Below are 22,668 nucleotides of genomic sequence, written 5' to 3' on the forward strand. Positions count from 1 at the left end.
TAAACAGGGAAAATGACATGCACAGTATATTTATTAGTGGGGCAGCACAAGGTATTGGCGCTGCAATTGCAACACTGTTTTATCAACATGGCTACAAAGTGGGCATTTATGATATTAACGCTGTTCAAGCGCAAAAACTGGCGCAACAATTGGGCCCACAAGCCAAAGCAGGCTTACTAGATGTGTCCAACTATAGTCAATGGCAACAGGCGCTAAGCGAATTTCAGGCTTGGGCAGGTGAAATTAATGTGTTGGTCAACAATGCAGGGATTTTATATTCAGGTGCTTTTGAACAGACCGATATTGCCGCACATCATCGTACCATCGACATTAATGTCAAAGGGGTTTTAAATGGTTGCCATGCAGCTTTGCCCTTTTTAAAACAAGCCTCGTTTGCTCGAATCATTAACTTATCTTCGGCTTCAGCTATTTATGGACAGGCTGATTTGGTGTCTTATTCTGCTAGTAAGTTTGCCGTGCGCGGCATTACCGAAGGATTAGACATTGAATGGCAAAAATATGGCATACGGGTTTTAGATGTGATGCCACTGTTTGTACAAACCACTATGGTTAAAGATATGGATGCTGGCAGCATTCAAAACATGGGGGTACATTTAACTGCCGACGATGTCGCAGAACAGATTTATCAATTGGTGCAACGCCAAGATACGATCTTTACACCAACACACCAGCCTGTGGGCTTGAAAAGCAAACTGCTCTTTACCCTGTCGGGCATGAGTCCACAGTTTGTCAATCGAATCGGCAATCGCATACTGGCCAAAAGAAAATAAGTTCCATCAAAAAAAGCCTGTCTTTCGATTAATGCCAGTCAGTTAAGGGTTTTAGAAATAAAGTCCTTAATTTTCAGTCATTCATGACGGAGTCTTATATTTTTAAATCAAATACTTGGAGCTCATCTATTACTTTGGATAAGCCCAAATGAGAAGCCTCAAAATATATTTTGAGTTCGCAAGAAAGGCATCTTGTGGCGCAGTGCGCCTCACCGCAAAACTCGCCAAATACCTTTTATTGATTAATAAATCGCAGAAACCTTACTTTTTTAAAATAGTTTTGCCTCGAACAGTTGCGGATGACGTTTCTGTGTATCGAATAACATTATGAATTTAAAAAATAAAATGCCAGTCAATTTCTTAACTGACTGGCATTATGTCTTTCAATAGGCTTTTATAGCTAAATTCTAAAGAACGTATCACAGAAATATTTTCGTAAAATACCATTTTATAAGGTTTTTGGTGTGCTACCAAATTAAGTAATTTGCTATATATTACATAAAGCTTTACTCAACCAAATATCCTATACAATAAACTTCATATTTAGCCACACGCAACCAACATCACATTTAATATTGTGATCATTTCCTTCTGCACCGTTTCTATCTCTTTTCGATCAGACATTTTTAACCACCATCCCATTTAAAAATTTCTTAACAAACTATAACGCAGAAATAATTTGAATTTTGGGAAAAGCAAAACCATTACAAGAAGCTTCGGAACGCCATGCAACCGTAAGCATCACCTGCGCCAAATGAAAATTTTGATAGGCAAATGTCCCAATTAAGGGGTGATGACATAATCCACCATCATGAATTGGATGCACCCGCGTTTCTAATTCATTTAAGTTCAAACGCACCCCCAATCCTGCGGCTTTCAAAACTGCTTCTTTGGTGGTCCAAACTTTAAACCAATAATGCCGATCTTGTGCTAAGGCATGCCAATGCTGTAATTCATTGGCATGAAATGCATGTGCTGCTAATGCCTCAAAGCGTACCTTGCGGTCTAAGTCTTCAACATCCACACCCAAATCGTGCATCTGTCGACTACTTGCTAAGGCATAATGTTTGTGGCTATGGCTATGATTGAAATAGAATTTAGGAAAATTGATTAAATAGGGTTTGCCGTACTCGGTCTGAGCAAAATCCTGTTGTTGTAACTCAATCTGTAATTGCTCGGACAACAATTGATTGCGATAACCATAGACCGCCTGCTTTTGCAGCTGAATTTTAGCCTTACGATCCAATGTTGGAGATAATGGTACAATATGCTCCAGTGTATCCACATCTACACGTATCAGTCTGGTCATATGAATCACCTAATCAAAAATATAATCACATCTTAAAAGAAAAAAGCCCAAAGTAAACTTCGGGCTTTCTGCTATCTAAACCAAATCAATTAGCTTTTATATTTCTTAGCAGCCTTTTTAAATTTCTGCACATAACGACGTTTACGTGCTAACACACGCTCATTCACTTGAGACTTACGACCTTCAAATGGATTTTCAGACGTTTTAAACTCAATTCGAACAGGTGTACCTTCAAGCTTATAAACTTTACGGAATACATTCTCAAGATAACGGCGATAATCTGCTGGGGTTTTATCCACCTTATTACCATGAACCACAATCGTTGGTGGATTTTGTCCACCCATATGCGCATAACGCATTTTAATACGACGACCGCTAATCATCGGTGGTTGATGCGCTTCAGTCGCATCATTCAAAATTTGCGTAATTTTCGCAGGTGAAACTTTTAAATGCGAAGAATCATAAGCACGATGGATTGAAGGATATAACTCACCTACCCCTGTACCATGTAATGCAGAAATGAGATGCACTTTTGCCCATGGAATAAAGTCAAAACGACGGTCAACATCAAGCTTACATTGCTTGCGGTCATAGTCCGTCATGTTGTCCCATTTATTGATGGCAATCACCATGGCACGACCTGCTTCTAAAGCATAGCCAATTAAATGGAGGTCTTGCTCTACTACACCCTCACGGGCATCTAGAACAACCACAATGACATGGGCATCTTTGATCGCTTGTAAAGTTTTAACAATTGAGAATTTCTCAATCATTTCATCTACTTTACCTTTACGGCGCACACCTGCGGTATCAATTAAGGTGTATTGACGACCATCACGCTCAAAAGGAATATAAATCGAATCACGTGTTGTACCTGGTTCGTCAAATGCGACTACACGCTCTTCACCCAACAAACGGTTAACCAAGGTCGACTTACCGACGTTTGGACGACCAATAATCGCTAAACGCAGACCTGTTGCTTTATCGTGTGCAGCACCATCTTCATCTTCAGGAACGTCTTCAAGCACTTCCTCAAGCATTTGTGCCACACCACGACCATGACTGGCCGCAACGTGTAATGGCTCACCAAAGCCCAGTTGATAAAACTCAACCACAGCAGCTTCAGCATGAACGCCATCGACTTTATTCGCCACGAGGTAAACTTTTTTACCCAAAGTACGAATTTCACGGGCAATCTGTTCATCAGATGCAAGTAGTCCTGCGCGTGCATCGACTACAAAAACAATAATATCTGCTTCATTGATGGCGGTTTTAGACTGTTCTGCCATATAGGCATCAATACCACCTTCACTTTCGCCAATACCGCCAGTATCGACCACAATAAATGATTTATTTTGGAAAACAGCATCGCCATATTTACGGTCACGCGTAAGACCAGCAAAGTCAGCAACGAGTGCATCACGGCTCTTGGTAATCTGATTAAATAATGTTGATTTTCCGACGTTCGGACGACCAATGAGCGCAATTACGGGTTTCATAGATTAACCTTTATTCAAAATCAGCCAGTGAGACTGGTCTGAACATCAGAAACAATGGAAGAAAATAAAATATAAATAACTAAATAAAACACGGGGCATTGAAAATTTTCAAATACCCCGTGTTCAAAAAATACGGATTTCGCCTAGTTTAACATAAGCTAGAACAAAATTAACGATTCTGCCAAACGCTTAACGCACCCTTTCGAGTGGAAACATACAGCTGATTATCAATTACACGTAATGAACGTACTTCACCACTGGTTTTTGAACGACCAATCAGTTGCCCAGAAGTTGGATCAATTAAGTGTAATACACCATCGAGATCACCCACTACAAGGTCTTGACCAAGAACAACAGGATTGCTTAATTGACGATTCAGCAAACTGTCGTTTTGCCACAGTTGTTCACCTGTTGTCAGTGCATAAGCCGTGATTTTACCATCGGCTTGAGCAACATAAACGGTGTTATTAAATACTTCTGGACGTAAAATACTGCTTGCATCTTCACTCCACACCACTTGTTGTGAAGCTAAATCAGTCACAGTGACCTGTCCTTGAAAACTGGTCGTCACCAAAAATTGTCCTGCAACGACAGGATCACCATCAATATCATTTAGACGTTGAATATCTGAACGACCTTCACTGACTGCAACACGGCGCTGCATACGCGGTATACCACTTAACACATCAAGCGCATAGACATAAGCATTGGATGAAGCAATTAAAACTGTACGCGAATCAAGTGCAACAGGGGATGCCATGCCACGTAAGCTAAATTGTACATTCGGCAAATTGTATGTCCAAACTTGCTGACCTGTCGCCAGATCATGGGCATAAACAGTACCGTCGTTGCTGACGCTAATCACGCGACCAGATTGAATCAATGAAGCCGACAATAGCGCACCTGATAACTGTGCTGTCCACTTTTGTTCACCTGTGGCTTGATCAAGGGCAAACAGTTGACCCTTTTTATTCCCAACAACAACAGTCCCTTCACTGGCTTCTACACCAGAGCTTAAGCCCTGTTTAGAAACTTGTTTTTCCCATAGACGTTGCTTTCCTTGGTAAGCACTTACTTCACCTTTAGGATCAAGGGCGAAAACCACCCCATTGTCCACATCTAAACGCAGACGTAATGGATCTTCTTCACTGGTTGAAGAAACACTATGAGAAAATACAGGAACAAGACTTTTTGCTTGGACGAGTTTCGGCAATGGATTGGGTTTAACCTTCTCCACTTTAATTTTATTTGTTGAACAGCCAACAAGTGCAAAGGTTAAAATTGTTAGCGCAAAAGGTATTTTGTATTTTCTATCCATCATGACTCATCCACTTGTGTTTCTAAAATTGGGCGTTCAACTTCAGGATCATCAACTAAAACGCCGACACTTTCGAGTTTAATTTGTAAAATTTGACGTTCTTGTTGGCGTTCAACCAGTGCATCCCATGCACTTTGATAGGATTTTTTCGCATTTTCGATATCATTTTTAGCAACATACACATCACCGCGTGCTTCATCAGCTGTCGCTTTAAAAGCAGGATCAGTCACCAAAGATAAGGTTTTAATTGCTTCATCATATTTGTTTTGAGCAAGCTGAGCATAAGCCAAACGCAGTTTAACCACTTGAACCAAGCCAGTATCATCTAGCTTAGAATTTTCAACTTTTTTCAATGCACGTTCTGCATGTGCATAATCTGCTTTGTCATAAGCCAATTTTGCCATGAGCAATTGCGTTTGAATGGCTTGTGCAGAATCGGGCGCGTCTTTGACAATTTTGTCCGCAATTGCAGATAAAGCATTAAATGCATTGGGATTGCCTTGTGCATTCTTCGCATCATCCATCAACTGTTGAACTTTGGCTGTTTCCATTTGTGATTCAGCCAAATTTTTCTTCTGCCAATATTCCCAACCGAAAAAGGCAATCAACGCAATTAGAATCCCACTAATCATGGCAGAACCATATTTTTTAGTGAAAGATTTTAAGCTATCAAGTTGTTCATCATCACTCAATGCGTTCATGTGATTACCTTTTCCTTATGTTTTTTAAGCTTATTTTGAAGAAAATTTTTGAATGAAGAATGGTACAACATTTGCCACAGCAACTTCAGTTTGCTCGGCAGTCGCCAATTCTTTTACCGTTAATTGCTGCGCTTCCCACTCACGCTCACCGACAATCACAGCAAAAATAGCACCGGACTGATCTGCTTTTTTCATTTGGCTCTTCATCGAACCTTGTGAACCGACTTTCAGACGAATATTACTATTTTCTGCTTCCAGTTGGTTACGAATTTGTTCTGCCAGAAGCAATGCTTTACCTTGCAATGCAGCATCTGATAATAAGAACACTTCGCAATCACGTACTGGTGTCTGGTCTTCAACTTGCTCAAGTAGAAGCAGTAAACGCTCCATCCCCATGGCAAAACCAACAGCAGGTACAGATTGATCGGCCTTGCCTTTCAATTGACCCACCAGACCGTCGTAACGACCACCTGCACAGATGGTGCCTTGTGAACCCAAATGTGTCGTTGTCCATTCAAAGACAGTTTTGTTGTAGTAGTCGAGACCACGTACCAATTTTTGGTTAATCACAAATTCTACGCCTGCATCAGTTAAATACTGTTGCAAGGTCGCAAAGTGATTCATGCTGTCTTCACCCATGAAATCATGCAATTTTGGTGCATTTTCAAGGATTTGTTGTGTACGCGCATCTTTAGAATCCAAAATACGCAATGGATTGGTGGTTAAACGGCGCTGCGAATCTTCATCTAATTCAGCTTTATGCTGGTTCAAAAATTCAACCAATGCCGCACGGTATTCTGCACGTTCGTCCGACTCACCCAAAGTATTCAGTTCAAGCTGAACTTTATCGGCAACACCCATGCGTTTCCACAAACGTGCGGTCATTAGAATCAATTCAGCATCTTGGTCAGGTGTAGCAACACCAAATGTTTCCACACCAAATTGATGAAACTGACGGTAGCGACCTTTTTGTGGTTTTTCATAACGGAACATTGGACCGATATACCACACACGAGGGGTCGCACCACGAAGCAAATTATGCTCAAGCATGGCACGAACACAACCGGCTGTTCCTTCTGGACGTAAAGTCAAAGACTCTGGTGGATTACCTTTGTCCAGAAACGTATACATTTCTTTTTCGACAATATCCGTCGCGTCACCAATTGAGCGTTTGAACAAATTGGTTTGTTCAACGATAGGCAAACGAATCTGCTGATAACCATACGCATCCATAAGTGATGCTAAATGTTGCTCAAGACGTCTCCACGCAGCAGTTTGCGTTGGCAGAACGTCATTAAAACCTTTGATTGCGACAATTGAACTCATGACCTACTCAAAAACTTGTGCGAATAATTTCTTTAGATTTAGCTTCTTCAAGCTCGACTACACGTTGACGAACCATTGTTTCGATTTCATCAACCAACTGATTAGTATCAATTAAATGGCTTTTTTCACCATTACGATATACCAGTGAACGCGGTGCAGCACCCACAACACCAATATCGGCTTCTTTGGCTTCGCCTGGGCCATTCACCTTACATCCAATGACAGATACATCCATTGGCGTACGAATATCTTCCAAACGTTCTTCTAAAGCTTGCATCACAGCAATCACGTTAAATTCTTGACGTGAACAACTTGGACAAGCAATAAAGTTAATTCCATTGGAACGTAAGCTCAGTGATTTTAAAATATCAAAACCAATTTTCACTTCTTCTTCAGGTTCAGCCGCCAATGAAATACGCATCGTGTCACCGATACCTTCCATCAATAGACCACCTAACGCAATCGCAGATTTCACTGAACCAGTACGATAAATCCCTGCTTCGGTCACACCCAAATGCAACGGATTATCAATCTGTTGAGACAACAGACGGTAGGCATCCATGGTTAAAAACACATTGGATGCTTTAACTGAAATTTTAAATTCTTGGTAATTTAAACGGTCTAAAATATCAATGTGGCGCATGGCTGACTCAAGCAATGCCTGACCCGTTGGCTCACCATATTTTTTCTGAATATCTTTTTCTAACGAACCAGCATTCACCCCGATACGCATCGAAATATCATGATACTTTGCGGCAGCAACCACTTCACGAATTTTTGCTTCAGAACCAATATTACCCGGATTGATACGTAAACAATCTGCACCTGCATCCGCTACGGCTAAAGCAATTTTATAGTCAAAATGAATATCAGCAACCAAAGGCACACTGACTTGCTTACGAATTTCACCAAAAGCGGCTGCGGCTTCCATTGAAGGCACAGAAACACGCATGATGTCCGCACCCACTTCGGCACAACGTTGAATTTGCGCAACCGTTGCAGCGACATCACAGGTTTCAGTATTGGTCATACTCTGGATGCTAATTGGTGCATCGCCACCCACGTAGACTGAACCAACACGAATTTTACGAGTGGGACGACGCTTAATTGGATTTACAATCATGAATATCGCTCTTCTCTTGACCCATTAACGTGACAAACGGAAGTCTGCTTTGCCATTCACTGTATAAGGTGACAAAGCAATTTTTTCATTATTCAAGGTTAAGGTTACAACAGATGCATCATCAAGGCGAATTTGGAACGGTGTTTCACCATTCAATTTCACTGTCGCGGCTTGACGACCTGTTGCGAGCACCTTCCCAGTCGAATCGACAATATGAACAGAAGTCGGCTGACTAAACTCTAGCTCCAATTGATCACCAGATACAGCTGTTGAATTATCTAAATTCAATACTTCTACATCTGATTCCGCTGGAGCAACATCACGACTATCACTTTTGCTTGCTGACCAATTTTGTATCGCCATAGCTGCAATAGCCAAAATCACTAGGATCACGCCAGCAATAACCATGCGCTTTAACCACTTTTTATTACGATCACTATTAGAACCTGAGAGTTTACCCATAATTTTAATCGGTGAATTGTTTAAAGCATGGTTGGGCAACAAGCCTGTATCATTTTGATAAATTTCATCAAAACGCTGAATAATACTGCTTGCATCTGCCTTTAAGTATTTTGCATAGGTACGATAGTAACCTTTAATAAAGGTTGCTTCAGGTAAAGCCTTATAGTCATCTTGCTCTAAAGCTGTCAAAGTTTTCAAAGGGATATTCAAATCTTTGGCAGCGTCATTTAATTCACGCTTTTGTGCAATTCGAATTTGACGTAAGTACTCACCTGGACGCTGAATATTTCCTAATGCATTGGGTACTACGCTTGAACCATTCGATTGCTGTGAATTAGGATTTACTTCCATACGGCCTCAGTACTGTACTTTAATTGCAGATAACGTTGGTATTCTGGACTTTCTGGGAACAGAGCTCGTAATTGATTCACAAGCTCCTGCATTCCCATCGTGTCACTATTTGCTCGTGCAATCCGGATACCAATCCAAAGCGCACGTGCACCTTGATTTTTCTGACCAACCCCACGCACAAATTGTTCATACAATTGTGTCGCAGCAGCGGTCTGTTGTTTCAAATAAAAAATTTCTGACAACTCTAACATTGAAATAGAGGAATCACGATTCACTTGCAGGGCTTGTTTGAATGATTTTTCAGCATTCGCAACATCGCCTAGTTTTAAATAAATTCGTCCTACATTTTCCAAAGCTTTATAACGTTGATCATAGCCCAGTGTCGTTCCTGCCACATTAAGCTGTTCAATGGCATCATTATAACGCTCAACTTGATACAAATAAGTACCATAGTTGTTACGGGCTTGTGCATTTTTAGGATCAGCAGAAATTGCACGCTTAAAATAGGCTTCTGCTTTATCCATACTGGTTTTACTGCCCTCTTGTTGCAGTAAAATCCCCATCATCATATTGGCTGCTGAATCACGAGAGTCGATATCCAGTGCCTGATCTAAAGCACGTTTTGCCGAATCTAGCTCTCCAGATTTAATATATTCGGCTGCCAATTGAGTCCGAACTTTAACAGCCTTTTCAGGGTCTTTCTTACCCATTGTTGTTGTCGGTGTTTGACAAGCAGTCATAAAAATAGCAGACAAACCTATTGCTGTCATAAATGCTAATTTATATGTGGGCTTTCTCAATTGGCATCCCCCTTTATTATCCTTGCGAGCGCATAATCTCATTCTGCTGCGCTACTTTCTTTTTCCACTGTTCCGCACGACGTGTACGATCGGCCACTTGACCCACTAACTGTCCACATGCAGCATCAATATCATCACCGCGTGTCTGACGAATCGTACACACAAAACCAGCATCAGACAAAGTTTTTTGGAAAGAAAGAATACGGTTACGACTTGAGCGACCATATGGGGCATGCGGGAATGGATTAAATGGAATTAAATTAATTTTACTCGGTAAGTTCTTTAACAACTTAATCATTTGCTGTGCATGCTCAGGATGATCATTCACCCCATCCAACATGACATATTCAATGGTCACGTGTTTACGTGAACTTTCATTACCGTCTTTTGCAATATAACGCTGACACGCAGCAATCAATTGCGCTAACGGATATTTTTTATTAATAGGCACCAATTCATTACGCAATTCATCATTTGGCGCATGCAATGAAATTGCCAAAGCAACATCAATATCTTTGACCAACTGATCAATTTTCGGCACCACACCTGAAGTTGACAAAGTCACACGGCGTTTAGACATGCCATAAGCAAAGTCGTCGAGCATAATGCGCATTGAGCTGAGGACTGCATCATAATTAAGTAGAGGCTCACCCATACCCATCATCACTACATTGGTCACCGAACGCTCACGGTCAGCAACGGGTATATCTTCCATATAGGAATAGTTTGCTACCCATAATTGGCCAATAATTTCATCAGGGGTTAAATCACGCTGAAAACCTTGTTTACCCGTTGAACAAAATGAACAATCGAGTGCACAACCGACTTGTGAAGAAATACATAACGTCCGACGTAAACCACTGCGATGTTCGGCAGGAATCAGAACGGTTTCAACCAATGAGCCGTCGCCTTCTCCAACACGAAAGACCCACTTACGCGTACCATCTTTAGAATAATTTTTATGCACGACTTCTGGTGCTTTAATTTCACAAAGTTTTTCGAGTTTTTCACGTAACTTGCCTGAGATATTGGTCATCTCGGCAAAATCAGTGACAAAAAATTGGTGAATCCATTTCATCACCTGACCCGCACGGAATTTCTTTTCCCCGATATCTTCGAAGAATTGTTCCAATTGCGGACGTGACATGCCAAGTAAGTTCACTTTCGTAACAGTATTTTGCTGCGTCGGAGCGGATGGAGATTGTGGCTGTTCAGCAGAAATTGCTGCTGTAGCGACTACTTCAGTACTCATGTGTATTACCTAAACCATGTCTAAAGATGAAAGGAGAAGCTCAATATGTGAGCAAAGCTTTATTCAGAGAATAAAAAAACCAGATAAGTATAATAACACTTATCTGGTTTGAATACTTCGAATTAACGAGTACGTGGGCAGATCTCAGTTTGAGCGAAGAAGTAGTTAACTTCACGATCAGCAGATGCAACTGAGTCAGAACCATGCGCAGCGTTTTCGTCGATGCTTACTGCGAAGTCTGCACGAATTGTACCAGGAGCAGCTTCTTTAGGATTAGTTGCGCCAAGGATTTCACGGTGTGCAAGAATAGCGTTTTCGCCTTCAAGAACAGATACTACAACAGGACCAGAAGTCATGAATGCAACAAGGTCAGCAAAGAAACCACGCTCTTTATGCTCAGCATAGAAGCCTTCAGCTTCAGCTTGAGTCAAATGTTTCATTTTAGTTGCAACAATTTTAAGACCCGCTTTTTCAAAACGAGCAAAAATTTCGCCAACATTGTTTTTAGCAACAGCATCAGGTTTTACGATAGATAAAGCGCGTTCAATAGCCATGATTGGCTCCTTAGGTCAATTTGACGTTAAAATTTTGCGCATTATACCGAATAATGGGCAATTTTCTGCTTTTGATATGTAAAAAAAATGCTTTTTTCGACATGCAGAAAGCTGAGGATTAGTTTGCTTCGTCAATCCATGCCATTTGAATCCCTTCCAACAGACCTTCTGTCGATTTGGTCGGATCATCACTAAAATCTGGCAAGGCACAGACCCACGCATGTAAGTCAGTAAAGCGAATCCATTGCGGATCTACATCTGGATGTGCTTCTGAAAGTTCAATGGCAAGATCAATGGTGTCAGTCCAACGTAAACCCATGGGTATTCCTTAGCGCTAAATGAATCGTGCTACTTTAACAAATTCCTAAAATTGAAAAATAGTTTTTCGGTTTTTAAAAGCACATTTTTATAAGATGATATTTAAAAAGGGTGCAGCGCAAATAATTCCACTGGCGATGACCACACCAATCAATGCACCCACCAAGACATCACTTGGATAATGTAAACCCAATACCATCCGTGATATCGCAACCAAAATGGTAAAAGGTAACATCAGAATCAGCAGTACTGGCTGAATATATCCCAGCACCGTGCTTGCCATGACTGCATGTAAAGTGTGACCTGATGGAAAACTAAAGTGATCTAGTGGTTGCTCTTGTAACCGAATCACTTGATGCACTTGATAAGGTCGAGGACGGGTGGTTTTTTGTTTTAAAATTTTATAAATAGCCGTTCCGACAGACCCACCAATAATGAGATAAAGCAGCTGCACCAGATAAAATAGCCCTTCCAACATCCAAAGACCAGCCAACATGGTCAACCAAAACAAACCATCACCCAAACGGCTAATGATTTTAAAAAAATAAGCGACCGTTTGTGAGTGTGAAAAATGATTTAAATATAAACACCCTTTTAAATCGAGATCCAGCACCGTTATTTTTACTTTTTTTAAATTCATCATGATTCTCCTTTAAGCTTTGGCTTAAAATTTAGGATGTCATTTGTATCTCCTTCACCACCCCATACAATGCTTCTTCAAACTGATGTACTGGGTATTGCCAACCAATATGCTGTACCGTTTTTCGCGCTTGAAGTCCCATACATTTCAACTGCTGATTATTAGGTAAGGTATAGATTGACTGAATCAAACTTGTCACATCACTTAAGGGACTTAACCAACCTGTTTCACCCTGTTTGACATGTAAATGTGCACTCGCATAATCATATGCAATAATGGGTAAACCGCTTGCCATTGCCTCAAGCACCACATTGCCAAAAGTTTCAACCTGACTGGCAAAGACAAAAATATTTGCACTTGCATACGCTTGCGCCAAATTCAAACCAGTTAAAACGCCCGTAAAAATAACATCACTACCTTGGCATAGCATTTCTAAACGACCACGATCTGGCCCATCACCCACAATGACCAATTTTATATCCTGTTCCACTCTTTGCTTCATTGCCCGATAAGCATTCACCAAAACATCAATTTCCTTTTCAGGAGATAACCTCCCCACATACAGCATGACCTTGGTTTCTGAAGTGACCTTCCATTGTTGACGCAGCACATTCGAATAATGTTCTGGAGAAAAACATGCAATATCTACACCACGTCCCACAACCACCAACGGACAACACACTCCAAACTGTCTTAAAATATATTCTGTCTCTTTACTTGGAATACAGGTCATTTGTGTATTGTTATGAAACCAACGTAAATAATGCTGAATTGGCTTAACCAGAAAGGCCAAATCAAAGAAGCGACTAAACTCTTGAAATGGTGAATGGAAACCACTTGAAACAGGAATTCCTTTTGCTTTTGCTGCCTGTAAAACACTTAAACCCAAGGGACCCTCTGTCACAATATGCACCACATTCGGTGCAAAAGCGTCCAGTGCATTCGAGACCTTTAAAAATTGCGGCCAACCAAACTGTAAAGATGGATATTTAGGAATAGATTGTGCTTTGACTAAACATTCTTTATTGGGCAAAAATTCCTGACACGACTGCTTTTGCTCGGGTCGGATCAATAAGATTTTATGACCTTGTTTTTGCAGGCCTTTACAGAGTTGTAACAAAGAGAGTGCGACACCATTAATTTCTGGCGACCAGGTTTCTGTGACGATGGCTATTTTTAAGCGTGGTCGAACCAAGTCTTGTAAAACTTGTATTTCCTCACGTACATGATCTTGCTTACTTTTTTTAAAATAAAATTGAAAACTTTCAGGAAAATCTTGTTGTTTGAGCAGGCTGGTCGCATACAAATTTGTCATACAACACCTATATCGTTATTTTAAAATGAGTTTAGATGTTGTTTCTTTCAGTTTGATGATTTTTAGATGACACTTTATTGACATGTCTGATGACTTCAACATTCAAGACAAATCCAAACACAGTTATTCACCGCTGCGTTTCTAAGGCTTTTTGTGCTTCTCAGCCTGAACGGGTTCATAGACACCAAACAAAAATCTTGCTTGACCAGATGCTGAGCAAAAAGTCCTATTTTTTAATTCCAAGCTATTTAAAGTCAGACACTCTGTATATTTTCTTATCTTCTTCAAGTACAAGTGTTTCCACATTTTTATCTATACCACCCAACCAAACATGAACCCGAATCATAAAAGTATTTTTAATCAAAAATGAATTATCCAGCTTATTTGCAGTACATAAAATCAATCCAAGACATATGAATATCTATAAAACTATGCCTTAACCACACCCTGATCTAGATAAAATTGGCTATTCAATCCGATTTAACAAGCCATTTTCAACTTGATATAATTGCCCACTTCCAAAATCAATTTGCTGCTTTTCCCCGTGCAAATTAGGAAATCCTACGATCTTTTCAAGTTGAGGGGAACGTTGAAATTGTTGTGTTTTTGGGTTATACATCCAGTAAATATAACGCCTGTCTTTAATCAATCGAGCTTGTGAAATATCTGACAATACAATGTCATAATACCCATCAAAATTAATATCCATATAACCGATACTTTTTGGATATGCAGTAAAGCCTGTCAAACTTTGCACAACCGCATTGTTATTTTTATTCACGATATCCAGCTGTTTTAGTACCGTACTATAAGGCTCACTCAGGTTGTCTAGACCATAAAATTTAAAAACAAAATTGGGTTTATTTAATATTTTGATTGCAGGCTCAAACTGAATGGATTGCTCAAAACTATGATCAGATTTCAAAAGTTGTGCCTTCAGGTCGCCCGTATTTGAATCCAGTAGCCCTGTGAATTGATATTGCCCATTTTCAATCTGATCTGAGTCAACCGATTTCAACGTCAGCTGATCGCCTTTTTGCAACCCTTTTAAATTAATCTCCTGCTGATAAACAAAGTCGTATAAAGTCGCATGCGGATTCCAAATGCCAGCATATAAACTAAGGAAATGGCGCCCTTCTTTCGAATGTAACATGCGTTGCATAGAAACACGGACATTACTGAATGGCTTTAATTCCGTCGCATTCACTATTTCAGTATGACTGATGTTAGAAAAAACCAGCGTAGCAAGACAAAGTAACAATTTCGTTTTCATGATTCAATACACTCAACAATGCAAACTGTTATGCCTAATGTATCACAAAAAAACCGCTCAAATGAGCGGCCTTTTTTTAATCGATACACAATAAAAAACTTAGTTTTTCTCTTTGTCTACGATTTTTTTTGCTTAAATCCAAGGTATGAGCGAATTCAAAGCACTGCTTTGAATGAAGCGCAAGGAGGAAAGGTACAACTTTGTATAAAAAAAGCCCCTATTATAAAACAAGGGCTTTTTAACTTAGAAATTAGAACTTAGTTCTTTTCTTTGTCTACGATTTTGTTCGCTTGAATCCAAGGCATCATCGCACGTAACTTGTTACCTGTTACTTCAATACCATGTGCAGCATTTTGACGGCGACGTGCAGTCATAGATGGGTAGTTCATCGCACCTTCGTTAATGAACATTTTCGCATATTCACCAGATTGGATACGTTTCAATGCATTACGCATTGCTTCACGAGACTGTTCGTTAATTACTTCAGTACCCGTTACATATTCGCCATATTCAGCATTGTTCGACACTGAATAGTTCATGTCCGCGATACCGCCTTCGAACATCAAGTCAACGATCAATTTAAGTTCGTGCAAGCATTCGAAATACGCCATTTCTGGAGCATAACCCGCTTCAACAAGCGTTTCATAACCCATTTTAACCAATTCAACCGCACCACCACAAAGCACTGCTTGCTCACCAAAAAGGTCAGTTTCAGTTTCTTCACGGAATGAAGTTTCGATGATACCTGTACGACCACCACCCACGCCTGAAGCATAAGAAAGTGCAACATTACGTGCATTACCAGAGGCATCTTGGTGAATCGCGATTAAATCAGGTACACCTGAACCACGTTGATATTCAGAACGTACAGTGTGACCTGGTGCTTTTGGAGCAACCATAATTACGTCTAAGTCAGCACGTGGTACAACTTGGTTATAAAGAATCGAGAAACCATGCGCAAATGCTAAAGTTGCACCTTGCTTGATGTTTGGTTCAATCACGTCACGATAAAGTTGTGATTGAAACTCATCTGGAGTCAAGATCATGACTACGTCAGCTTGAGCAACAGCAGCAGGAACTTCAGATACTTTAAGACCTGAATTTTCAGCTTTCTTCCAAGAAGTAGAACCAGCACGTAAACCAACAGTTACGTCAACGCCAGAATCTTTAAGGTTAAGCGCATGCGCATGACCTTGTGAACCGTAACCAATGATCGCTACTTTTTTACCTTGAATGATCGATAAGTCACAGTCTTTATCATAAAAAATTTGCATTGCTGTCTCCGCTTAAATGCTTTTGTTTCCTGTTTCCCAAGCCAATGATCTTATTGGTATTCATTGGCTTGGAACCTCATCTACAAGATGAGTAGAATGTGTGAATAAAATTAAAATTGATTAAATAGTTAAAACTTTTTCGCCACGTGCGATGCCTGAAACACCTGAACGCACCACTTCAAGAATAGTATTTTCTGCAAGCGCATCAATAAAACCATCGAGTTTTTCAGTTGTACCCGCAATTTGGATGGTATAGGTCGTCGGCGTAACATCCACAATTTGCGCACGGAAAATATCCGCAGTACGTTTAATCTCTGCACGTGCCGCCCCAAGTGATTTTACTTTAATCAACATGAGTTCACGTTCAATGTGCGCGCCTTCAGACAAATCAACCACTTTCACCACTTCAACCAATTTATTCAGTTGCTTGGTGATTTGCTCAATTTTATGGTCATCACCATAGGTGGTTAGGGTTAAACGCGACATGGTTGGATCTTCAGTCGGTGCGACATTTAAAGTCTCAATGTTATAACCACGTTGAGAAAATAAACCCACTAAACGAGAAAGCGCACCAGCTTCGTTTTCAACGAGTACCGATATAATATGTCTCATGACGTACGCTCTCCTTTTCCTAACCACATATCCTGCATCGATTGACCCGCGATCAACATCGGGTAAACATGTTCGGTACGATCAACCATGACATTAATGAACACGCATTTATCATTAATTGCCATCGCTTCTTCAAGCTTAGATTCAAGCTCATCTGCATGGTCAATTTGAATACCCACGTGACCATACGCTTCCATGAGTTTGGCAAAATCAGGCAGTGAATCAACATAAGAGCTTGAATGACGACCTTCGTAATTCATATCTTGCCATTGTTTAACCATGCCCAAAGCTTGGTTATTCAAGCAAAGAATTTTTACATTTAAGCCATACTGCTTACAGGTAGATAATTCTTGGATACACATCTGAATCGATGCTTCACCAGTAACACATACTACTTGTTGATCTGGGAAGGCAAGTTTTGCCGCCATTGCATAAGGCAAGCCCACACCCATTGTCCCTAAACCACCAGAGTTAATCCATTGACGTGGGCGTTTGTATTTGTAGTAGTTTGCACCGAACATTTGATGCTGACCAACGTCTGAAGTAATAATCGCTTCACCGTTTGTCACTTTATACATTGCTTCAACCACTTGTTGTGGCTTCATTACACCATTTGTACCCGCTTCATAACGCAAGCCATGAACTTTGCGCCATTCATTGATTTGAGACCACCAAGCCGAAATCGCTTCAGGATTTGGTTTAGAAACATTCATTTGCTTCAATTGAACCAACATCTCTTGAAGTACAGGTTCTACTGCGCCCACGATTGGGATATGTGCCATGATGGTTTTTGAAATCGTCGCTGGATCGATATCAATATGAATTACTTTCGCATTTGGACAGAATTTTGCAGGATTGTTGGTGACACGGTCATCGAAACGAGCACCGATACACAAAATAACGTCTGCATTATGCATGGTCATATTGGCTTCATACGTACCATGCATGCCCAACATACCAACAAACTGTTCATCATCACCAGGGAAGCCACCCAAGCCCATAAGGGTATTGGTTACTGGGTAATTTAGAAGATGTGCAAGCTCAGTCAATAACGCAGATGCATTGCCTTGAACAACACCACCACCGGTATAAATGATTGGACGTTCGGAACCAATTAATTCTTCAATGGCTTTACGAATTTGACCTGAATGACCACGATGGGGTGGCTGATAAGAACGCATCTTTACTTTTTCAGGATATTCGTAAGCGAACTTATCGACAGGATTGGTTGCATCTTTAGGAATATCAACAACCACAGGGCCTGGACGACCTGAAGATGCAATATAAAATGCTTTTTTAATAATTGCGGGAATTTCACTCGCATGACGTACTTGGAAACTATGTTTCACAATCGGACGAGAAACGCCCACCATGTCTGTTTCTTGGAATGCATCTTCGCCAATTAAATGTGTTGCAACCTGACCAGACAAAATCACCATTGGGATTGAGTCCATATATGCCGTTGCAATTGGCGTTACAGTATTGGTTGCGCCTGGGCCTGATGTGACGAGAACAACACCAGTTTTACCTGTTACACGTGAATAAGCATCTGCCATATGACCAGCAGCTTGCTCATGACGCACAAGGTAATGATTGATTTTGTCTTGTTGAAAGAGCGCATCATAAATATGTAATACTGCGCCGCCTGGGTATCCAAAAACATGCTCAACGCCTTCGTCCGCCAATGCGCGAACAAGCATTTCACCACCAGATAAAAGTTCCAACGTGATTCACCCTAATCTTTTTTCACTGTATTATGAGAGACATAAACAGTGTTTCATTCATTGATTGTGAGCTCTGTTATAGCACACATATTTCATAGTTTTCGCAGCAATAGGAAAAAATTCTGATCTGTTTGCTGTTTAAGCAATATGAGATCTAAAACGTGTTGGGATAAACACATTTCGTGGCTTACTTTGTTCATTTTCTCGGCTAGAGAGAATGCCCATTGCATGACATGACATTTATTCGAAGGGTGATCAAATAAACACATATAAAACTACAGTCCGCATTTTTGTGGTTTCCCCTATTAAAGTCAAGTTTAAAAATTGGCTTTTTTCTGTTTATTTACAGACCGTTTATTTTTTAAGCTAAACACCCCTTTTCAGGTTTAATGTTTTCATCTGCAATTTTATTTGAACAACCAATAACCCCATTAAGCTTAAAGACCTATTAATAAAAAAATATTATAAATTAAATAAATAAATTTAATGTTTTATTGGTTTTGAGCCGAATGCATTTGCTGCAAAGTTAAACAACATCTGCTGTCACTCAAAAGAGAGCTATTATTTTCATGTAAAAATATCAATGACCAGATCAAAAATGAATTAAAAATTAATGATTTATGCTTTAAAAATGCGTGCTCACTGAATGATGATTTATGCCTAGTTCAAACATCAATTACATTGCTCAGCTTATCTTTTTTTCTACAAATTAATAAAAACCATATAAAATATAGAACTGAAATTCTGATTAAATTTTAGACTCAATCCGCACGCATTATTACAACAAGGACTTCTTTTTCATGTCATTACCTTTTATCAAGTTTGGATTCATGGCGCTATGCTTGAGCTTCAGCCTAAGTTCGACCAGCAGCTTTGCGAAAGAATATTACAAATGGGTGGATGCAAAAGGTTCGACCCATTACACCGCAACCCCACCACCCAAATCTGCACAGAAAAAAGGGAAAATAGCGACATACGGTTCAAACAATCATACTCAACAGGCTAAAAATTCTGCGACAGAAACAGCTGAAGAAAATCATGCCTCAAAAGAAATTAAAAATCATGTAAATACTGGAGTCGCTACTGCAAATGCTGGATTAAATGTGGGACAAGAGGTAGAGCGTCCATCCAATCCAACTAAGGCATCAATTGTGAGAGAGTAATCAATTTCGGGTTTCACCCATGAAATGATTTTGCTGGCTAAAAAACTTCAATATTTTCTGCTTTATGTCAGGCGCAAAATTCACTTTTTAGTGCATTTTGCGCTATGCTGTGCAACAAACTTTTTAACCATTGTTCTTAATATACGTATATGACTACTTCTCACATTGACCCTGAATATCAAGCGAGCGCGATTGAATCCACTGTCCAACAAGACTGGGAAACTCGCAAAGCCTTTAAAGTTGCCGACACTGTAGAAGGTAAACATCGTTATATCCTCTCGATGTTCCCCTATCCAAGTGGCAAGCTGCATATGGGTCATGTGCGTAACTATACCATTGGCGACGTGATTAGCCGTTTCCACCGTCTCAAAGGTGAAACTGTCCTGCAACCGATGGGTTGGGATGCTTTTGGTCTACCTGCTGAAAATGCAGCCATTGCACACCAAGTTGCACCTGCAAAATGGACGTTTGAAAACATCGCTTATATGCGTGATCAATTGAAAAAATTAGGTCTTTCAGTCGATTGGGATCGTGAATTTGCAACGTGTACCCCAGAGTATTATCACTGGGAACAATGGTTATTTGTACAGCTGTATAAGAAAGGTTTGATTTATCGCAAACTTTCAACCGTAAACTGGGATCCTGTAGATCAGACCGTGCTTGCCAATGAGCAAGTTGAAAATGGTCGGGGTTGGCGTTCGGGCGCATTGGTTGAAAAACGTGATATCCCAATGTATTACTTCCGCATTACCGATTATGCACAAGAATTATTAGATGATTTAGATACATTAAAAGACGGTTGGCCACAACAAGTCTTGACCATGCAACGTAACTGGATTGGTCGTTCACAGGGTATGGAAATCACCTTCCCTTCAGCCAATCCTGACATGTATGCCGATGATTTAACGGTGTATACCACGCGTGGCGATACCTTAATGGGTGTCACGTACGTGGCGGTTGCTGCTGAACATCCACTAGCCATGAAAGCTGCTGAAAACAACCCTGAACTCAAAGCATTTATTGAAGAATGCCGTATGGGTTCAGTTGCCGAAGCCGATCTTGCTGTTGCCGAGAAAAAAGGCATGGCAACGGGCTTGTCTGTGAAGCATCCAGTAACGGGCGAAGCCGTTCCTGTTTGGATTGCCAACTATGTGTTGATGTCATACGGTTCAGGTGCAGTGATGGCTGTTCCTGCCCATGACGAACGTGACTTTGAGTTTGCCAATAAATTTGGTCTAAACATCAAACAAGTCATTGATGCAAAAGGTGCAGAAGATCAAGATTTCTCTGCAACCGAATGGCAAGAATGGTACGGCTCTAAAGAAGGGACTTTGGTTAATTCTGGCGAATTTGATGGCTTAGCTTTCCAAGCTGCGTTTGATGCGCTTATTGCCAAATTAGAACCACAAAAACTGGCAAATACTAAAGTTCAATTCCGTTTACGTGATTGGGGTGTTTCTCGTCAGCGTTATTGGGGTTGTCCAATTCCAATGATTAACTGTAACACTTGTGGTCAAGTACCTGTACCTGAAGAACAGCTTCCAGTCATTTTACCAACTGACGTGGTTCCAGATGGTTCAGGCAATCCGCTCAATAAAATGCCCGAATTCTATGAGACAAGTTGCCCATGTTGTGGTGCAGATGCACGTCGTGAAACAGATACTTTAGATACCTTTGTAGAATCATCTTGGTATTATGCACGTTATGCATCTCCAGATTTTACGGGTGGTTTGGTTAAACCAGAAGCTGCGCAATCTTGGTTACCTGTGAACCAATATATTGGTGGTGTAGAACATGCGATCTTACATTTATTGTATGCCCGCTTCTTCCATAAATTGATGCGTGATGAAGGCGTCGTTCAAGGCAACGAACCTTTTACCAACTTGCTGACGCAAGGTATGGTTTTAGCCGATACCTTCTATCGTGAAGCCGAATCTGGCAAAAAAACGTGGTTTAACCCTGCGGACATTGAATTAGAAAAAGACGAAAAAGGTCGTATTCTTTCTGCAAAATACATGGGTGATGGCGAGCCAGTTGTGGTTGGCGGTCAAGAAAAAATGTCGAAATCGAAAAATAATGGCATCGACCCGCAAGCCATTATTGACCAATACGGCGCAGATACGGCACGTGTATTTATGATGTTTGCGGCCCCTCCTGATCAATCGCTTGAATGGTCTGATGCCGGTGTGGAAGGTGCAAACCGCTTCTTGAAACGTGTATGGCGTTTAACCACAGGTTTCTTAGAAAAAGGCAACCATGCTGCTGTCATTGACACAGCTAACTTGTCATCAGCGGCACAAGACTTACGTCGCAAAACACACGAAACCATCCAAAAAGTCGGTGATGACATTGAACGTCGTCATGCATTTAATACCGCCATTGCAGCGCAAATGGAATTATTAAATGCATGCAACAAGTTTGAAGCCAAAGATGATCATGACGTTGCGGTTGAACGCGATGCCATTATTAGCTTGCTCACTTTACTTGCACCCTTTGCACCGCACTTAAGTCAGACCTTATTGGCACAGTTCGGTATTGAGTTAACTGAAACCCTATTCCCTGCTGTAGATGAGTCTGCCTTAACCCGTAATACGCAAACCATTGTGGTACAGGTAAATGGTAAACTTCGTGGTAAGTTGGAAGTGTCTGTTGATCTCTCTAAAGAAGATATTTTAGCGCAAGCCAAAGCATTGCCTGAAGTACAACAATTCTTAACAGGTCCAACCAAGAAAGAAATTGTGGTGCCGAATAAATTAGTCAACTTGGTAGTTTAAAGCCTTTAGAGTTCCTTCTTCCTGAGGGAGAAGGTTTAGGATGAGGGAGTAGAGAATAAATCCTCTCCCTAGCCCTCTCCTTTAACAAA

20 protein-coding genes are annotated in these 22,668 nt (G+C 40.6%); 3 read left to right on the plus strand and 17 right to left on the minus strand.

All coding sequences use genetic code 11. The features are described 5' to 3' along the window. Positions 1–17: 17 nt before the first annotated feature. A complete protein-coding gene (locus B9T30_RS03465; protein WP_086183787.1) occupies positions 18–791 on the plus strand; it encodes an SDR family oxidoreductase in 774 nt (257 codons plus the stop codon). Between the two features lie 661 nt (positions 792–1,452). Here B9T30_RS03465 and B9T30_RS03470 read toward each other — a convergent pair. The 17 genes from B9T30_RS03470 to B9T30_RS03555 all read right to left on the minus strand — a co-directional run bounded on the left by B9T30_RS03470 (position 1,453) and on the right by B9T30_RS03555 (position 18,642). Next, positions 1,453–2,100 (minus strand): 4'-phosphopantetheinyl transferase family protein, encoded by a 648-nt coding sequence (locus B9T30_RS03470; protein WP_086183788.1) that lies wholly within the window; start codon positions 2,098–2,100, stop codon positions 1,453–1,455. Positions 2,101–2,189: 89 nt separating this feature from the next. Further along, the gene (gene der / locus B9T30_RS03475) at positions 2,190–3,599 is read right to left on the minus strand and encodes a ribosome biogenesis GTPase Der (protein WP_086165008.1); all 1,410 of its coding nucleotides are present in this window, start codon (positions 3,597–3,599) and stop codon (positions 2,190–2,192) included. Positions 3,600–3,768: 169 nt separating this feature from the next. Beyond that, positions 3,769–4,917, minus strand: a complete 1,149-nt coding sequence (gene bamB / locus B9T30_RS03480; protein ID WP_086183789.1) for an outer membrane protein assembly factor BamB — start codon at positions 4,915–4,917, stop codon at positions 3,769–3,771. Further along, a complete protein-coding gene (locus tag B9T30_RS03485; protein ID WP_086183790.1) occupies positions 4,917–5,618 on the minus strand; it encodes a YfgM family protein in 702 nt (233 codons plus the stop codon). The genes bamB and B9T30_RS03485 overlap by 1 nt, the downstream gene beginning before the upstream one ends. Positions 5,619–5,648: 30 nt before the next feature. Then, entirely contained in the window at positions 5,649–6,944 is a 1,296-nt protein-coding gene (gene hisS / locus B9T30_RS03490; RefSeq protein ID WP_086183791.1) for a histidine--tRNA ligase, read from the minus strand. Positions 6,945–6,951: 7 nt separating this feature from the next. Further along, on the minus strand, positions 6,952–8,067 hold the full coding sequence (gene ispG / locus B9T30_RS03495; RefSeq protein WP_086183792.1) for a flavodoxin-dependent (E)-4-hydroxy-3-methylbut-2-enyl-diphosphate synthase: 1,116 nt from the start codon (positions 8,065–8,067) through the stop codon (positions 6,952–6,954). Positions 8,068–8,091: 24 nt separating this feature from the next. Continuing rightward, a complete protein-coding gene (locus B9T30_RS03500) occupies positions 8,092–8,880 on the minus strand; it encodes a helix-turn-helix domain-containing protein (protein WP_086183793.1) in 789 nt (262 codons plus the stop codon). Continuing rightward, positions 8,871–9,650 (minus strand): type IV pilus biogenesis/stability protein PilW, encoded by a 780-nt coding sequence (gene pilW / locus B9T30_RS03505; RefSeq protein ID WP_086183794.1) that lies wholly within the window; start codon positions 9,648–9,650, stop codon positions 8,871–8,873. The genes B9T30_RS03500 and pilW overlap by 10 nt, the downstream gene beginning before the upstream one ends. 46 nt (positions 9,651–9,696) lie before the next feature. Continuing rightward, positions 9,697–10,932 (minus strand): 23S rRNA (adenine(2503)-C(2))-methyltransferase RlmN, encoded by a 1,236-nt coding sequence (gene rlmN / locus B9T30_RS03510; RefSeq protein WP_086183795.1) that lies wholly within the window; start codon positions 10,930–10,932, stop codon positions 9,697–9,699. A 122-nt stretch (positions 10,933–11,054) separates the two neighbouring features. Beyond that, positions 11,055–11,486 (minus strand): nucleoside-diphosphate kinase, encoded by a 432-nt coding sequence (ndk, locus tag B9T30_RS03515; protein ID WP_004649839.1) that lies wholly within the window; start codon positions 11,484–11,486, stop codon positions 11,055–11,057. Positions 11,487–11,604: 118 nt separating this feature from the next. Continuing rightward, positions 11,605–11,805 (minus strand): Fe-S cluster assembly protein IscX, encoded by a 201-nt coding sequence (gene iscX / locus B9T30_RS03520; RefSeq protein ID WP_004649840.1) that lies wholly within the window; start codon positions 11,803–11,805, stop codon positions 11,605–11,607. An 87-nt stretch (positions 11,806–11,892) separates the two neighbouring features. Beyond that, positions 11,893–12,444: a phosphatase PAP2 family protein gene (locus B9T30_RS03525; RefSeq protein ID WP_086183796.1), complete on the minus strand. Its 552-nt coding sequence runs from the start codon at positions 12,442–12,444 to the stop codon at positions 11,893–11,895. A gap of 31 nt (positions 12,445–12,475) precedes the next feature. Next, positions 12,476–13,759: a glycosyltransferase family 4 protein gene (locus B9T30_RS03530; protein ID WP_086183797.1), complete on the minus strand. Its 1,284-nt coding sequence runs from the start codon at positions 13,757–13,759 to the stop codon at positions 12,476–12,478. A 466-nt stretch (positions 13,760–14,225) separates the two neighbouring features. Beyond that, on the minus strand, positions 14,226–15,032 hold the full coding sequence (locus tag B9T30_RS03535; RefSeq protein ID WP_086183798.1) for an XAC2610-related protein: 807 nt from the start codon (positions 15,030–15,032) through the stop codon (positions 14,226–14,228). Positions 15,033–15,289: 257 nt separating this feature from the next. Then, complete coding sequence (gene ilvC, locus B9T30_RS03545; protein ID WP_086183800.1) at positions 15,290–16,306, minus strand: ketol-acid reductoisomerase; 1,017 nt, start codon at positions 16,304–16,306, stop codon at positions 15,290–15,292. 120 nt (positions 16,307–16,426) lie between these two features. After that, positions 16,427–16,918: an acetolactate synthase small subunit gene (gene ilvN, locus B9T30_RS03550; protein WP_004649846.1), complete on the minus strand. Its 492-nt coding sequence runs from the start codon at positions 16,916–16,918 to the stop codon at positions 16,427–16,429. Continuing rightward, a complete protein-coding gene (locus B9T30_RS03555) occupies positions 16,915–18,642 on the minus strand; it encodes an acetolactate synthase 3 large subunit (RefSeq protein ID WP_086183801.1) in 1,728 nt (575 codons plus the stop codon). The genes ilvN and B9T30_RS03555 overlap by 4 nt, the downstream gene beginning before the upstream one ends. Before the next feature lie 800 nt (positions 18,643–19,442). Here B9T30_RS03555 and B9T30_RS03560 point away from each other — a divergent pair. Then, entirely contained in the window at positions 19,443–19,805 is a 363-nt protein-coding gene (locus B9T30_RS03560; RefSeq protein ID WP_086183802.1) for a DUF4124 domain-containing protein, read from the plus strand. A gap of 149 nt (positions 19,806–19,954) precedes the next feature. Continuing rightward, complete coding sequence (leuS, locus tag B9T30_RS03565) at positions 19,955–22,579, plus strand: leucine--tRNA ligase (RefSeq protein ID WP_086183803.1); 2,625 nt, start codon at positions 19,955–19,957, stop codon at positions 22,577–22,579. Positions 22,580–22,668: the final 89 nt, after the last annotated feature.

Source organism: Acinetobacter sp. ANC 4973 (genome assembly GCF_002135275.1).
GTDB classification, from domain to species: domain Bacteria; phylum Pseudomonadota; class Gammaproteobacteria; order Pseudomonadales; family Moraxellaceae; genus Acinetobacter; species Acinetobacter kyonggiensis.

What these genes read in the sequence shown, in the direction of transcription:
- pilW (WP_086183794.1), bottom strand. Translation starts at nt 9,650, where the DNA reads ATGACAGCAATAGGTTTGTCTGCTATTTTTATGACTGCTTGTCAAACA.
- B9T30_RS03530 (WP_086183797.1), bottom strand. Translation starts at nt 13,759, where the DNA reads ATGACAAATTTGTATGCGACCAGCCTGCTCAAACAACAAGATTTTCCT.
- B9T30_RS03465 (WP_086183787.1), top strand. Translation starts at nt 18, where the DNA reads ATGCACAGTATATTTATTAGTGGGGCAGCACAAGGTATTGGCGCTGCA.
- iscX (WP_004649840.1), bottom strand. Translation starts at nt 11,805, where the DNA reads ATGGGTTTACGTTGGACTGACACCATTGATCTTGCCATTGAACTTTCA.
- der (WP_086165008.1), bottom strand. Translation starts at nt 3,599, where the DNA reads ATGAAACCCGTAATTGCGCTCATTGGTCGTCCGAACGTCGGAAAATCA.
- B9T30_RS03485 (WP_086183790.1), bottom strand. Translation starts at nt 5,618, where the DNA reads ATGAACGCATTGAGTGATGATGAACAACTTGATAGCTTAAAATCTTTC.
- B9T30_RS03470 (WP_086183788.1), bottom strand. Translation starts at nt 2,100, where the DNA reads ATGACCAGACTGATACGTGTAGATGTGGATACACTGGAGCATATTGTA.
- B9T30_RS03525 (WP_086183796.1), bottom strand. Translation starts at nt 12,444, where the DNA reads ATGAATTTAAAAAAAGTAAAAATAACGGTGCTGGATCTCGATTTAAAA.
- ispG (WP_086183792.1), bottom strand. Translation starts at nt 8,067, where the DNA reads ATGATTGTAAATCCAATTAAGCGTCGTCCCACTCGTAAAATTCGTGTT.
- B9T30_RS03535 (WP_086183798.1), bottom strand. Translation starts at nt 15,032, where the DNA reads ATGAAAACGAAATTGTTACTTTGTCTTGCTACGCTGGTTTTTTCTAAC.
- ilvN (WP_004649846.1), bottom strand. Translation starts at nt 16,918, where the DNA reads ATGAGACATATTATATCGGTACTCGTTGAAAACGAAGCTGGTGCGCTT.
- ilvC (WP_086183800.1), bottom strand. Translation starts at nt 16,306, where the DNA reads ATGCAAATTTTTTATGATAAAGACTGTGACTTATCGATCATTCAAGGT.
- leuS (WP_086183803.1), top strand. Translation starts at nt 19,955, where the DNA reads ATGACTACTTCTCACATTGACCCTGAATATCAAGCGAGCGCGATTGAA.
- ndk (WP_004649839.1), bottom strand. Translation starts at nt 11,486, where the DNA reads ATGGCTATTGAACGCGCTTTATCTATCGTAAAACCTGATGCTGTTGCT.
- B9T30_RS03560 (WP_086183802.1), top strand. Translation starts at nt 19,443, where the DNA reads ATGTCATTACCTTTTATCAAGTTTGGATTCATGGCGCTATGCTTGAGC.
- B9T30_RS03500 (WP_086183793.1), bottom strand. Translation starts at nt 8,880, where the DNA reads ATGGAAGTAAATCCTAATTCACAGCAATCGAATGGTTCAAGCGTAGTA.
- rlmN (WP_086183795.1), bottom strand. Translation starts at nt 10,932, where the DNA reads ATGAGTACTGAAGTAGTCGCTACAGCAGCAATTTCTGCTGAACAGCCA.
- bamB (WP_086183789.1), bottom strand. Translation starts at nt 4,917, where the DNA reads ATGGATAGAAAATACAAAATACCTTTTGCGCTAACAATTTTAACCTTT.
- hisS (WP_086183791.1), bottom strand. Translation starts at nt 6,944, where the DNA reads ATGAGTTCAATTGTCGCAATCAAAGGTTTTAATGACGTTCTGCCAACG.